17 protein-coding genes are annotated in these 13,019 nt (G+C 38.1%); all 17 read left to right on the top strand.

Features of this window, described 5'->3' with window-relative positions; genetic code table 11:
- Positions 1-239 precede the first annotated feature (239 nt).
- The 17 genes from JCM19034_RS25070 to JCM19034_RS12540 all read left to right on the top strand — a co-directional run bounded on the left by JCM19034_RS25070 (position 240) and on the right by JCM19034_RS12540 (position 12,880).
- Positions 240-518, top strand: a complete 279-nt coding sequence (locus tag JCM19034_RS25070) for a LacI family DNA-binding transcriptional regulator (protein ID WP_370621945.1) — start codon at positions 240-242, stop codon at positions 516-518.
- Positions 470-1,240, top strand: a complete 771-nt coding sequence (locus tag JCM19034_RS12615; protein ID WP_370621964.1) for a substrate-binding domain-containing protein — start codon at positions 470-472, stop codon at positions 1,238-1,240. The genes JCM19034_RS25070 and JCM19034_RS12615 overlap by 49 nt, the downstream gene beginning before the upstream one ends.
- 139 nt (positions 1,241-1,379) lie before the next feature.
- Entirely contained in the window at positions 1,380-2,105 is a 726-nt protein-coding gene (locus JCM19034_RS12610) for a ThuA domain-containing protein (protein WP_062050225.1), read from the top strand.
- Positions 2,106-2,131: 26 nt separating this feature from the next.
- The gene (locus JCM19034_RS12605; RefSeq protein ID WP_062050222.1) at positions 2,132-3,157 is read left to right on the top strand and encodes a Gfo/Idh/MocA family protein; all 1,026 of its coding nucleotides are present in this window, start codon (positions 2,132-2,134) and stop codon (positions 3,155-3,157) included.
- Between the two features lie 205 nt (positions 3,158-3,362).
- Complete coding sequence (locus JCM19034_RS12600; protein WP_062050220.1) at positions 3,363-3,797, top strand: TIGR03826 family flagellar region protein; 435 nt, start codon at positions 3,363-3,365, stop codon at positions 3,795-3,797.
- A gap of 132 nt (positions 3,798-3,929) precedes the next feature.
- Complete coding sequence (gene flgM, locus JCM19034_RS12595; protein WP_062050218.1) at positions 3,930-4,187, top strand: flagellar biosynthesis anti-sigma factor FlgM; 258 nt, start codon at positions 3,930-3,932, stop codon at positions 4,185-4,187.
- Positions 4,188-4,208: 21 nt separating this feature from the next.
- Positions 4,209-4,703, top strand: coding sequence for a flagellar protein FlgN (locus tag JCM19034_RS12590; protein ID WP_062050216.1), 495 nt, complete (start codon positions 4,209-4,211; stop codon positions 4,701-4,703).
- Between the two features lie 16 nt (positions 4,704-4,719).
- Positions 4,720-5,922 (top strand): flagellar hook-associated protein FlgK, encoded by a 1,203-nt coding sequence (gene flgK, locus JCM19034_RS12585; protein WP_062050214.1) that lies wholly within the window; start codon positions 4,720-4,722, stop codon positions 5,920-5,922.
- Positions 5,859-6,422 carry a flagellar basal body rod C-terminal domain-containing protein gene (locus tag JCM19034_RS25065; protein WP_062050212.1) on the top strand — a complete coding sequence of 188 codons (564 nt, stop codon included), beginning with the start codon at positions 5,859-5,861 and terminating at the stop codon, positions 6,420-6,422. Before flgK ends, JCM19034_RS25065 begins: the two co-directional genes overlap by 64 nt.
- An 18-nt stretch (positions 6,423-6,440) precedes the next feature.
- Positions 6,441-6,626: a hypothetical protein gene (locus JCM19034_RS23255; RefSeq protein WP_231686939.1), complete on the top strand. Its 186-nt coding sequence runs from the start codon at positions 6,441-6,443 to the stop codon at positions 6,624-6,626.
- Positions 6,577-7,614 (top strand): flagellar hook-associated protein FlgL, encoded by a 1,038-nt coding sequence (gene flgL, locus JCM19034_RS12575; RefSeq protein WP_231686938.1) that lies wholly within the window; start codon positions 6,577-6,579, stop codon positions 7,612-7,614. The genes JCM19034_RS23255 and flgL overlap by 50 nt, the downstream gene beginning before the upstream one ends.
- Before the next feature lie 22 nt (positions 7,615-7,636).
- Positions 7,637-8,218, top strand: coding sequence for a DUF6470 family protein (locus JCM19034_RS12570; protein ID WP_062050211.1), 582 nt, complete (start codon positions 7,637-7,639; stop codon positions 8,216-8,218).
- A gap of 137 nt (positions 8,219-8,355) precedes the next feature.
- On the top strand, positions 8,356-8,805 hold the full coding sequence (gene fliW / locus JCM19034_RS12565) for a flagellar assembly protein FliW (RefSeq protein WP_062050209.1): 450 nt from the start codon (positions 8,356-8,358) through the stop codon (positions 8,803-8,805).
- 2 nt (positions 8,806-8,807) lie between these two features.
- Positions 8,808-9,026, top strand: a complete 219-nt coding sequence (gene csrA, locus JCM19034_RS12560) for a carbon storage regulator CsrA (protein ID WP_062050207.1) — start codon at positions 8,808-8,810, stop codon at positions 9,024-9,026.
- A 291-nt stretch (positions 9,027-9,317) separates the two neighbouring features.
- The gene (locus JCM19034_RS12550; protein WP_062050203.1) at positions 9,318-10,136 is read left to right on the top strand and encodes a flagellin; all 819 of its coding nucleotides are present in this window, start codon (positions 9,318-9,320) and stop codon (positions 10,134-10,136) included.
- Between the two features lie 250 nt (positions 10,137-10,386).
- Entirely contained in the window at positions 10,387-11,247 is an 861-nt protein-coding gene (locus JCM19034_RS12545) for a hypothetical protein (RefSeq protein ID WP_062050202.1), read from the top strand.
- Entirely contained in the window at positions 11,210-12,880 is a 1,671-nt protein-coding gene (locus tag JCM19034_RS12540; RefSeq protein ID WP_062050200.1) for a YheC/YheD family protein, read from the top strand. The genes JCM19034_RS12545 and JCM19034_RS12540 overlap by 38 nt, the downstream gene beginning before the upstream one ends.
- The last annotated feature ends 139 nt before the right edge of the window (positions 12,881-13,019 follow it).

Below are 13,019 nucleotides of genomic sequence, written 5' to 3'. Positions count from 1 at the left end.
GGCGGTTCTTGTCGGAATATGTAATGTAAACGTTTTATCGTATTTTTGCAACGCTTTCACCTGAATGGTATACGCTTTCACATAATTTGTGCACGCTTTCACCCGAGACTGAAACGTTTTCAAACCTAACATCCTCAATCTATAAAAAAAGATGTCTTTTCGTATTGTCATCCTGCTCAATATCCAGTAAAATATAAACGTAGGTAACAAGAAAGCGTTACCACATTGGAGGATGGAATATGGCGACGATAGAGGATGTAGCGAAATTAGCTGGTTTGTCGCGTTCGACGGTGTCGCGGGTTATTAATAACCACCCATATGTTACAGAAAAAAAGCGACAGCTCGTCTATGATGCGATGCGAAAACTGGATTATCATCCGAATTCTTCGGCGCAAAGATTACGAACGCAGAAAACAAATACGATAGCTGTGTTAGTCCCACGTTTAACGAATCCTTTTTTCCTTTATTGGTGGAAGGGCTTGAGGAGATTGCTGTGGAAAACGGCTATCAACTGCTAATATGCCAAACGCAAGCGAGAAAAGAAAAAGAACTGAACTTCCTGCATATGTTGACGACGAAGCAAGTAGACGGACTCATTTTCACTTCAATTGAAAATGAGTGGAAAACAGTTGAACCTTATTTGCAAAGTGGTCCGATTGTGCTTTGTAACGAATATATTTCCGAAGCGAAAGTGCCGATTGTTCGCCTTAATCAGGTGAAGGGAAGTTATCTCGGAACGAAATGTCTCATTGAAAAAGGTCATAAAGCGATTGCGTATTGTGGTTCTAACTATAGTGAACTCGGTCGTGACCGTGAAAAAGGGTTCATTCAAGCGTTAGCAGAATTCGGGTTAGGATTGAAAAAGGAATGGTATTTTGACAATTTTTATAGCATTGATTGTGGAAAAAAGGTACTCCAATCGATTCTCACAATGGAGCCTAACATGCGTCCGACGGCTATTTTTACGGGCAGTGATGAAGTTGCGGCTGGAATTATTAAAGAAGCACGCCAAAGAGCTGTTCCAATTCCTGACCAATTAGCAGTAATTGGCTTTGATGATCAACCAATTGCCGAATTGCTCGAGCCGACATTAACGACGATCCGCCAACCAACGAAGGATATGGGGAGACGGACGATGGAAGTGATGCTATCGATGCTGGCAACGGAACAAAGCAATATGCAGGTTGACCAGACAATTGTTGAACTACCAATTGAATTAATAATAAGAGAATCAGTTTAGTACTTGTGAGAACGATCTCACAAGTAGTTGCTAGCATTGAAGTAGAAGCACTGGCTTTGTATAGTGCAGTGCTTCAAATTAAAAGTGCCAATACACTATGAGATCGATTTCAGAAGCTGGAAGGAGAAGGAGGATAAAGATGACAACAAAAGTAACAGTATGGAATGAAAACCGCCATGAAAATAAGAATCCGGTTGTTCGTGACATATACCCTGAAGGAATCCATGGAGCAATCGCGAATGTTTTAAAGGGTGCAGGATATGATACGAAAACAGCAACGCTAGATGAACCTGAGCACGGACTAACTGATGAGGTGCTTAATGCAACCGATGTTCTAATTTGGTGGGGACACCTTGCCCATGATGAGGTGGCTGATGACGTAGTTGAAAAGGTGAAAAAGCGTGTCCTTGAAGGTATGGGTTTAATTGTCCTTCACTCAGGCCATTTCTCAAAAATCTTTAAAAACCTGATGGGAACGTCATGTGATTTGAAATGGCGTGAAGCAGATGATAAGGAACGCCTTTGGGTCGTCGATCCGAGCCATCCAATTGTAAAAGGAGTTGGCGAATACATCGAGCTTGAAAAAGAAGAGATGTACGGGGAGCATTTTGACATACCGACACCGGACCAGCTCGTTTTTGTAAGCTGGTTTGAAGGTGGGGAAGTGTTTCGAAGTGGCTGCACATACCAACGTGGAAACGGAAAGATTTTTTACTTCCGACCTGGACATGAGACATACCCAACATATCATAATGAACAAATTCAACGTGTCATTTTAAATGCAGTTGAATGGACAACGCCACTTGGTCGTGATTACCCGACCTATGGAAATGCTCAGCCATTAGAAACTATTAAAGAAAAATAACGGTTAAATTGAGAGGAGAATGTCAAATGAGTAAAGTTAAAGTTGGAATTATTGGTTGTGGAAGCATTGCAAAATATCGTCACATTCCTGAATTTGCGAACAATGAGCAAGCGGAAATTGTGGCTGTCTGTGACATTGTTGAAGATCGTGTAAATGAATTTGCTCAAAGCTACGGGGCAAAGGCATATACAAACTACGAAGAGCTTTTAGCAAATCAGGAGATTGATGCAGTGAGTGTTTGTCTACCAAATGCGTTACATGCACCTGTATCGATTGCAGCCCTACAAGCAGGTAAGCACGTTTTATGTGAAAAGCCAATGGCAACTTCAAAAGAAGAAGGAAAAGCGATGATTGCCGCGGCAAAGGAAAGTGGCAAGAAATTAATGATTGGCCATAACCAACGCTTCGTGCCATCTCATCAAAGAGCTCGCCAAATGATTGCAAATGGAGAGTTAGGAAAAATTTACAGCTTCCGTACAGCGTTTGGTCATGGTGGTCCTGAAGGATGGAGTGTTGATGGGAAGGAGAGCTGGTTCTTCCGTAAAGAGGATGCATTTATCGGGGCGATGGGTGACTTAGGCGTTCATAAAACAGACGTTCTTCGCTACGTTTTAGGCGAAGAAATAGTGGAAGTTGGTGCATTTGTTGAAACAGGTGCAAAAGAAAACTCTGATGTCGATGATAATGCTGTATGTGTACTAAAAACAGAAAGTGGCATTATTGGAACGCTTGCAGCGAGTTGGTCATATGTTTCAAAAGAAGATAACTCAACTATTATTTACGGTGAAAAGGCGATTGCTCGCTTAGAAGATGATCCAGTTAACTCGCTCGTTGTCCAATATAAAACAGGTGAAGTTGCAAAATATGAACTTGGCGGGATTCAAACAAACGATTCAGGTGGCCAAACAAGTTCACACGTTATCGATCACTTTGTTGATGCAATTGTAAACGATACCGAGCCACTTATTACAGGCGAAGAGGGCTTGAAGTCACTTGAAGTTGTTCTTGCAGCTCTTGAATCAAGTGACACGAAAAAGATTACATCATTATAAGCGGAGACTTAAGGGGATCGATGCTTACTGGGGATAGCTCCAAAAAAACAATTCATAACACATTAACGGCATTTATAGAGGATTAAAGCGACTTTGTCATTTACATTGTCGCTTTTCTTTATTCATATGAAAAAGTCTAGAAAGTCAACAATTCAATTTTTTGCCGATATATATATTATCATAGTTGGTAAGAGAGGTGAGGCTGATGAAGGACGTGATGAACTGTCCGAAGTGTGGTAAGATTTTTGTTAAAGCTTTCCGCCCAATATGCCCAAATTGCTATAGAGAAGAAGAAGCTCATTATGAAAAGGTATCAACGTTTTTAAGAAAGAAGCAGAATCGTATGGCATCTGTACAAGAAGTGCATGCAAAAACAGACGTTCCGCTAGAATTAATTCACCAATTTGTCCGTGAAGGACGTATTATGAGAAGTCAATTTCCAAACTTAGGCTATCCGTGTGAATCGTGTGGAACAACGATTCAACAAGGTCGCGTTTGTAACAATTGCCGTGATCATATATCAAGTGGTTTAGAGGAAATAGAAAGAGATCAACAGCTTAAAGAAAAGATTCGCGATAACGAACAAGAACGCATCTATACTTATACGACTTTACAAGATCGAATTAACAAAAAGGATTAAAAAATTTCATGAACGTGCCGATATATATATTGATATAGTCGGTGCGTTTTTGCGGGATAAAGTGTTAAAAAGAGAAATCGATATTTATTTAGAGATAAGCAATATTCGTTGTTTGAGAGAAGAGGTGTAACAGTGAAGGTCAATCCATATCAATCAATTCAGCAAAACGTTTATAAAAAGCAGGTTGATAAAGTAGGTAAGAATGAATTTGCTAGGAAGAAGCAAGATGAGGTACAAATTTCCTCTGAAGCATTTCAAAGGCAACAGGAAACACAAGATCCAGAACGTGTAAAGAAAGTAGAAGCATTGAAGCAGCAAATTGAATCTGGTCAATATAAGGTCGATCCGAAAGCCGTGGCCGCGAAGTTTTACGATCATTGGAATCAATAATTTTAGAGGAGAGATAGACAGATGTCGATGCAGACTCTCATTCAACTAATGGGGCGACTAGACGAAATACAGCATGAATTACTAAAAATAGCGAAGCAAAAGGTTGAACCAATTAAAAAGGGGAATCCGAAAGAAATCGAAGCACTTGTTCGAAATGAAGCAAAGCTGATTCGACAACTTGAAGCAACAGAGGTGCTGCGAACAAAAGCGGTTAAATCCTTTTTGCATGAACAAGGTATCAGTAAAGAGATGGCTACTGTCAGTGAGTTACTAAAATGGGCTAACGAGGAAGATGCACAACGTTTAACGACATTACAACAGTCGTTACTTGATACTACGGATAAGCTTAAACGACAAAATCAATTTAACCAACAGCTCATTGATGAGTCGCTTCAATTTGTCACGCTCTCACTAGATTTAATGATGCCACAAAAAGAAGATATCAGCTACAGCCCGAATGAGCGCCAGGATGAGCTACTCGGAACCGGTCGGTCTCTGTTTGATTCTAAAGCGTAAATAAGGAGGAAGACAAATGCAATCAACATTTCATGGGTTAGAAACGGCACGCCGTGCTATGATGACGCAGCAATACGCTCTACATACAGTAGGCCAAAATATTGCGAATGCGAATACGCAAGGGTATACAAGGCAACGAGTGAATTTCGCACCAACTGAACCTTATCCGAATGTAGGAAGAAATGCACCACGTATACCAGGTCAAATTGGGACAGGGGTACAAGCTGGTAGCGTTCAACGGATACGAGATCAGTTTTTGGATATTCAATTCAGGAACGAATTTAACAAGGAAGGTTACTGGGCTACTAAAGTTGTCGCTTTCGAAAAATTAGAAGATGTGTTAAACGAACCTTCTAATGAAGGATTAAAACATCAAATAGATGAATTTTGGAAGGCATTTCAAGAGCTAAGCACAGATCCAGAAGATGCAGGTGCAAGACGAATTGTAAGGCAAAGAGCGGTCGCTGTTACAGAAACCTTTCATCATCTTCACGATTCATTAACAACGATTCATAATGATTATAAGGAAGAAATTGAAGTGACAGAAAAAGAAATAAATCGTCTGTTTAAAGAACTGGAGGATATTAACCAGAAAGTTCGTGAAGCAGAGCCACATGGATATGTAACGAATGATTTGTATGATAAGCAAGACCTAATTTTAGATAAGCTATCAAGTATGCTAAACATACAGGTGAAACGAGAGGAAAGTAGTGGCGATCCGAGTGCTGCTGCTGAAGGTGCAGTAACCGTTATTTTAATTGATGATTCAGGCAAGCAAATGCTAGGTAATGACGGTGAACCGATCGTCCTCGTTGATGGAACTGGGCAATTAAGCTATAAGAGGTTAGCGATAGAATTTTCTGAGGATGAATCATTTGTTAGTCGCTTCACGTTGGTAGATGAAGATGAAAACGAATTAGCTAATATTGACTTAGATACAATGCCAAGAGGTGCTATGAAAGGTTTAATAGAAGCATTTGGCTATGGAGCATCTATTGACGATGTGAAAGGGATTTTACCCGATATGTTTGCTGAAATTGATTTATTAGCTGAGACATTTGCAAATCAAATTAACGAAGTCCACCAAATTGGCTTCACATTACCAGATCTAAATGGCAATGTTGAGCTGGGTAGTGAATTTTTTGACTTGTCAAAATGGGTGATGGAGTTAGAGCATCAAAAGCAATTAGCGTCCATCAAAATATTGAAGATAGCTTAGACAATATTGCAGCTGCCGGAGTTAGTTTAGACGATCTTGCTGAAGGAAAGAAAGAGGAGTACGAGAACCTATTAAATGCTGAACGCGATGAAGCATATTATGAAAACATTCGCAACTTCCTAAATGACCCTTCAAGTTATAGTAACGGTGTACCTGTTGCCTATGAAGGAGATGCGACAAACGCCCGTCGTTTAGCAGATGTAAAAGACTTAACATTGCAGCTCGGTGAAAACACTGCAACGATTGGAAGCTATTATCAAGGAATGATAGGAGATTTAGGTGTAAAAGCGTCTGAGGCGATTGGAATGAGAGATAATGCGGAAGGGCTAAAGGCAGGTATCTCCTATCGTCGAGATGCGGTCAGCAGTGTTTCTTTAGATGAAGAGCTGACGTTATTAATTCAGTTCCAGCACGCTTATAATGCAGCAGCACGTAACATTACGTTAGTCGATGAAATGTTAGACCGGATTATTAATGGTATGGGTGTTGTAGGTAGATAAGAAGGGTAGGTGAGCGAAATGCGTGTAACTCAAGCAATGCTATCAAGTCATACGTTACGTTATATTAATCAAGGATACAATGGTTTGGCAAGACTTCAAGATCAATTAGTAACCGGAAAGAAAATCTCTCGTCCGTCGCAGGACTGTCATTGCAATGAAAGGGATGCGTTATCGTACAGAAGTAACAGAGATCGAGCAGTTTAAACGTAATATCGGCGAGGTTCATAACTGGCTTGAAACAGCCGATTCTGCACTAGATCAAGGAACTGAAATTTTACGTCGTATTCGAGAACTTGCTACACAAGCTGCTAACGATTCCTACGATGCATCTGAACGAGCAAATATAGCCAAAGAAATAAAGCAGCTACGCGAGCATATGCAGTCTATTGCCAATACAAAAAATAGCAATAAATATATATTTAATGGAACGAATACGATGACCCCACCAATTGTTAATTTGGAGGAGATGTTTTACGGTACGGTTGATTTATTTAATGGGACCATTGAGCCTAACGATACTGATATTGTATATGATGGTCAAGTATTTCGGTATGTCGGGGAAGTAGATGGACAACAAATTTATCAAGATATTAGACAAACAGAACCGGAGTTTGGGGATCAAACTTTTGAGACAGAGGCATTTCGCCTTGTAATTGAGGATGAAGGTGGTTCGGTCACTTATATAAAACCAGACACAAATCAAGATGGTGAAACGATAACAACTTCAGTTCGTACAAACGATGTAGTGGTCGCTAGTCGTAACGCGGTCTCCTACAACACTCAAAATGTTGAGATCGAAATATTTAAAGGCGTAACCGTTCCTGTTAATATTAATCCGAGTAATATATTTAACAATGCATTATTTGGCGATATGATTCGTCTCGAACAGGCATTAGAGGATGATACGGTTACAGGTGAAGAGCTAACGTCGTATATCGACAATTTTTACGACCATATTGATCACTTCGTTTCAGAGCGTGCTGAGCTTGGAGCAAGGGTAAACAGAGTAGAAATGATGGAAAATCGAATTCTTGATCAAGAAATTACGGCAAAACGAATTATGTCTGATAACGAAGATGTAGATATAGAAAAGGTGATCATGGAATTACTTATTCAGGAAAGTGTCCATCGTGCCGCTTTAGCATCAGGCTCTAGAATCATTCAACCGTCGTTAATTGATTTTCTAAGATAAAAAAGTTATAGGAGGTGCGAAGATGCAGCAAGTCCAATTACATATTGATCAAACGTTGGCACAAACTGGTCTTCGTTCCGTTCAACCACCAATGCAAATAAAACAGCATCAAGCTGATCTACAAATTAGTCAAGAGCATACGAACTTAGTTGAAATAAGTACAACAGCGAGAAGATTGTATATTGACCAAACGGAAGCCTTTGCTGATGCGAACTTAAAAACTCCTTTACGTCTTAGCAATGAGTTTTATCAACGTATTCGCGGAACTGTCATGAACTATGTTGCGAAGACTGCTCGCGAGGGAGAACAGCTTAAAAAAATTGAAAATGGAAATCATGCGATCACGCATATTGCCGCCCAAAGAGGGAGTAGACCCCAAAAACAAGCGAACATCGCCTATATGCCAAATTCAATGTCGAAAGTGTCGTTTGACTATCAGCCAAGTGAAGTACATATCCGTGCTAGAAAAAGTGAAGCAAACATTCACGTTACACCGCAGAAACCGGAGATTGACATTCCGAAATGGGGCGTAGATATTTATTTGCAACAAAAAAATCAAATTGCTTTCCAGGCAGTTGGTACTAACGTAGACCGAGGGTTATAAGGCTTCCAATGAGAATGGGAGCCTTTTTTGGATAATAGTTAATCAAGGGAAGCGGGTAATAAGCATATCGACTGATGTAATTTTTCTTGATACACTAAAGGCAATGAACTAGAAGTTTGATCAATGAGGTGTAAGGAATGAAAATACAAACGAAATATATTGGTGAAGTCGAGATTAACAAAGAGCAAATTATCACATTCCCGACTGGAATCCCGGCATTTGAAGAGGAGATGTCGTTTGTTCTTTATCCACTCGAGGAGCAATCACCCTTTCTCGTATTACAATCAACGAAAACAGTCGAGATTGCCTTTATTCTCGTAAACCCATTTGATTATGTTGATAACTACCAAGTAAAGCTCCAAGATGCAACAAAAGAACAGCTACATATTGAAAAACCTGAAGAAGTAGCAACATACGTCGTCCTAACGGTAAAAGAACCATTTTCGGAAACAACGGCAAACCTACAAGGTCCAATTATCATTAATGCACGGACAAACGAAGCGAAACAAATTCTCATGAGCGACAGCGATTATACGACTAAGCATAAAATTTTCAAACAAGCTGCTAAAACTGGGAAGGGGGAGTGACCATGCTTGTGCTCTCTCGTAAAGCAACAGAAGCCTTGAAAATCGGTGATGATATCGAAATTAAAATTCTCTCGATTGAAGGCGATCAAGTGAAAATTGGCATCGAAGCCCCAAGACACGTTGACATCCACCGTAAAGAAATTTATATCCAAATTCAAGAGGAAAACCAAGCAGCTGCACAAACCGTGTCGCTTGATGTATTAAAGGGGTTTGGGAAATAGTGGAAAACCCTCTCTGAATGGGCGGGGGGAGTTTTTTGCTATGTCCGTCTATCGAAAGCATTCAGACAAGATAAATGACCAATTATTTCAACTGATACAAAAGATTCGCGAAAAAAGAACTAAAAAAAATAAAAAAATTCTTCAAAAACTATTAACTTTTTTAATCATTATCCGATATAATAGATAAGCATGAAGCAAGGGATGACGGCCGCATTTCTTGCCGATGGCTCTATTATACTTATCCAACCACAAGGACGTGGGCGGGAACACAATTCAAGGAGGAAATTTATTATGATTATTAATAACAATATCCCTGCGTTAAATACGCACCGTCAAATGGGTATCAACCAAAACCACATGCGATCATCAATGGAGAAGCTTTCTTCAGGACTACGTATTAACCGTGCTGGTGATGACGCTGCTGGACTTGCAATCTCTGAAAAGATGCGTGCTCAAATCCGCGGTTTAGACCAAGCTAGTCGTAACGCTCAAGATGGTATTTCAATGATTCAAACAGGTGAAGGTGCTCTTGATGAAACGCACAGCATTCTTCAACGTATGCGTGAACTAGCTGTACAAGCTGCGAACGATACGAATGTTGAAGTTGACCGAGAAGAACTTCAAAAGGAAGTTGCACAACTAATTGATGAAATTGATCGTATCGCAAATAACACTGAGTTCAATACGCAAACATTATTTAATGGTGAATTAGCAGAATCTGGTGTTGTCTTCCATATCGGAGCAAACTCTGAACAAAACATTACAGTTGAATTTGCTGAAATGACTTCTGAAGCGTTAGGAGTAAATGGACTTGAAATTGCTACTCAAGAAGGAGCAGATCAGGCTATCACTACTATTAACGAAGCAATTGAAAAGGTGTCTGCTGAACGTTCGAAGTTGGGAGCGGTACAAAACCGTTTAGAACACACAATTGCCAACTTAGATAACGCTTCTGAAAACTTACAAGCAGCTGAATCTCGTATTCGTGACGTTGACATGGCCCGTGAAATGATGGAAATGACTCGTGCGAATATTCTTTCACAAGCTTCTCAAGCAATGCTTGCACAAGCGAATACGCAACCGCAATCAGTACTTCAACTTCTTGGTTAATTTTAATATTGAATTTATGGAGGATATCATTTTCGATATCCTCTTTTTTTCTCTTAAAAATACGCTCTAAATAATTGTGGTTTTAGACCGCATGTTCAACTTTTTATAAATATAAATGGTCATGCCCTTGTCTACTTTTATAGGTTAGAATTTAGTTCGAAATACATAATATATTTTATTGATATTCATTTTAAAGTAATAAAATATGTTAAACTTTAATTAGTTACGTAGGAAAAAAGGAGTGCAGACATTGGCTAACTTAAATAATAAACAATTAAAACAAATACAAAACGTTTCACACACACTATTAGAAGCTATTGGGCATTTTACTATATTAGCAAAAGAGAAAAATATAAATGAGTGTATTTTTACATTAAGTACAATCGTTGATGGTTTTAGGTCAATCAACAAAACTTTGCAGTTTTCTGATTTAGGAGTAGAGGAAAGAAGACAGATAGAGAAGAGCTTACATTTAATAGTTAAAAAGTTAGAACAAGGTCAATTACTAAAAGTCATTGAAATTGTCCAATTTTCTTTACAACCACAAGTAAGGAATTGGAACCAATTATTAGATAAACTACTCGTGGAAGATGCAAATAAAAGTGAAATGATTATAGGGGTTTATTTATGTCAAGAGAATCCAAGGAGGGTTTATCCTGAAGGGAGAATTAAAGCCCTCGTTGAGGAAGGGCAAAAACAAGGGGTGAAAATGATCTTTTTCTCTTCGAAGGATGTTAATTTTAAAAAGGAAGAAATTGAAGCAGATGTTTTCAAGAATGGAGAATGGGTCAAGGAAATTTGCCCTTTTCCAAATGTGATTAATAACCTTCCTAAAGTACGTGTTCAACAATCATTTACGGAAAGAAAGTTAAGAAGGCAAATACCGTTTACAGGATTTGCTATAGATGGAAAATTAACTTTGCCGAAGAAGTTAATAGAATCAAAGAAGTATTTTGATTTGCTCGCTCCATTTAAAATAACTGATCATGAAAATAATATATACTCGTTTATAAGAGAACATGAAATTGCCGTATTAAAACCAATTATGGGTAGACGGGGATTAAATATTTATTTTGTTGAAAAAACAGAAAAATGGGTATTCTGTTCTTGACCACAAAAAAAAGTTTGTATTAAATGAGTTAGAGTTTAATAAGTGGATACATGAAGAAATTATTAGTAAGAGTAGACTTTTTATGATACAAAAATACATTAAGAGTCGAACGAACCAAGGGGAACCGTTTGATATTAGAGCACATGTTCAAAAGGATGGTCAAGGAAAATGGCAAATAACAAAAATATATCCGCGTATCGGTAATAAGAAAAGTATTTTAAGTAATATTAGCCGTGGCGGAAGAACTGAAGAGTTAACTCAATTTTTAACGACTCAATATGGAACCAAAGGTAAGGAAATGTCAAATGAGCTAAGAAAGTTAGCTATGGGAGTAACAAAACATTTAGATCAACTATATGGGGCTGCAATAGATGAGCTAGGCCTTGATTTAACTATAGATGAAGACGGTAAATTTTGGATGCATGAAGTAAATAATGGACCACAATCAGCTTATCATGAACATGAAAGAGCTGCCAATACGATTGCCTATGCCATTTATTTAGCGGAAAATGGACTGTTTTTCTCAAATAAGTTTGACAAGAGGGATAAAAATAGGGAATTTATTGCTGAAACTTCTAATTTAGAAATAGCTAAGTTAAATGAAGATCAAATAAAAGTTGGAATGTTAGTAAATGAAAAGGAAATTAATAAACTAGTAGAAGCTTGTGCGTATGTTGCAAAATTTGAGGAACAAACTTTTTATTACTTTACACCAAAAGATATTGATTATGAAGAAAAAGTTATCCGAGGCTATTTCTATGAAAATAAAGAATGGGTGCCAAAATTAGTAGAATATCCTGACGTTATTTACGACCGCTTAAGAACTAGAGGGCTAAAAGGGTTTGAAATGGTTTATAGAGAGTTAGAAGAGATTCCATTTACGAATGAGTTTTTTGGAAATTCAATTAGTAAACTTGAAGTATATAATCAATTACGTTCTACTGGTATGTTAGATGATTATATTATTCCTTATAAAAAGGTAGAGCGTGTGAAGGATATTTTTCACTATTTAAATAATTATGAAAGAATCATCTTAAAACCCGAAGTAGGTTCGTTTGCAAATGGTGTACATTATATTGAGAAAGTCGATCATAGTAACTATTTAGTAGCTTTAAAGGAACAAAAGAAAGAGTATAGTGAACTAGGTTTAAATGATTATCTTCGTTCACTGGTGAAAAAAGGAGTTTTCATCGTCCAAGAATATATTGAAACTCGGACAAAAGAAGGTAATCCATTTGACATTAGAGTACACCTGATGAAGGATGGCAGTGGGGATTGGTCGTTTGTTGAGAGTTACCCTAGAATTGGAGTTGGGTTTGCTACGATACTCGTTCCAAGTAAAGGAGGGTATATGAGTAAATTAACGGGCTTTCTACAAAGGAATTTTGAAAACAAATACAGTTATTTAGAATCAAAGATTAAAGAGGTATCACATAAAATTGCTGTTGAATTTGAACATTTGTATCAAGAAAACGTCCAGGAAGTCGCACTTGATTTAGCTATCGACCCAAATGCGGAAATTAAACTTATTGAAGTAAATGTCAATAAACCAGGAATCAACTATTACGAGTTTGAAGTTGCCAAACACGTAATCCCATATGCGATTCAATTAGCAAAAAAGTACAGAGGATGAAATATACAAATGTTTCATTAAAAATGTTGATTAGATAGAATTCGTAATTTATAGAGGGACTATGTTTCAGTGGTCCTTTGTACATATGGTTGAATCTTACTTGAACAAATGGCAAAGGAAGTATTACTAAATTATTGCT

Source organism: Bacillus sp. JCM 19034 (assembly GCF_001310635.1).
Taxonomy (GTDB): domain Bacteria; phylum Bacillota; class Bacilli; order Bacillales; family Bacillaceae_D; genus Halalkalibacter.
Note: the sequence above shows the minus strand (reverse complement) of the source record. Positions and strands in the feature narration are given on the sequence as shown.

Bases quoted from the DNA above. Each gene is read 5' to 3' on its own strand.
- JCM19034_RS25065 (WP_062050212.1), top strand. From the start codon at position 5,859: ATGGGTGATGGAGTTAGAGCATCAAAAGCAATTAGCGTCCATCAAAAT.
- fliW (WP_062050209.1), top strand. From the start codon at position 8,356: ATGAAAATACAAACGAAATATATTGGTGAAGTCGAGATTAACAAAGAG.
- JCM19034_RS12570 (WP_062050211.1), top strand. From the start codon at position 7,637: ATGCAGCAAGTCCAATTACATATTGATCAAACGTTGGCACAAACTGGT.
- JCM19034_RS25070 (WP_370621945.1), top strand. From the start codon at position 240: ATGGCGACGATAGAGGATGTAGCGAAATTAGCTGGTTTGTCGCGTTCG.
- csrA (WP_062050207.1), top strand. From the start codon at position 8,808: ATGCTTGTGCTCTCTCGTAAAGCAACAGAAGCCTTGAAAATCGGTGAT.
- flgL (WP_231686938.1), top strand. From the start codon at position 6,577: ATGAAAGGGATGCGTTATCGTACAGAAGTAACAGAGATCGAGCAGTTT.
- JCM19034_RS23255 (WP_231686939.1), top strand. From the start codon at position 6,441: ATGCGTGTAACTCAAGCAATGCTATCAAGTCATACGTTACGTTATATT.
- JCM19034_RS12605 (WP_062050222.1), top strand. From the start codon at position 2,132: ATGAGTAAAGTTAAAGTTGGAATTATTGGTTGTGGAAGCATTGCAAAA.
- JCM19034_RS12610 (WP_062050225.1), top strand. From the start codon at position 1,380: ATGACAACAAAAGTAACAGTATGGAATGAAAACCGCCATGAAAATAAG.
- JCM19034_RS12600 (WP_062050220.1), top strand. From the start codon at position 3,363: ATGAAGGACGTGATGAACTGTCCGAAGTGTGGTAAGATTTTTGTTAAA.
- flgK (WP_062050214.1), top strand. From the start codon at position 4,720: ATGCAATCAACATTTCATGGGTTAGAAACGGCACGCCGTGCTATGATG.
- JCM19034_RS12590 (WP_062050216.1), top strand. From the start codon at position 4,209: ATGTCGATGCAGACTCTCATTCAACTAATGGGGCGACTAGACGAAATA.
- JCM19034_RS12550 (WP_062050203.1), top strand. From the start codon at position 9,318: ATGATTATTAATAACAATATCCCTGCGTTAAATACGCACCGTCAAATG.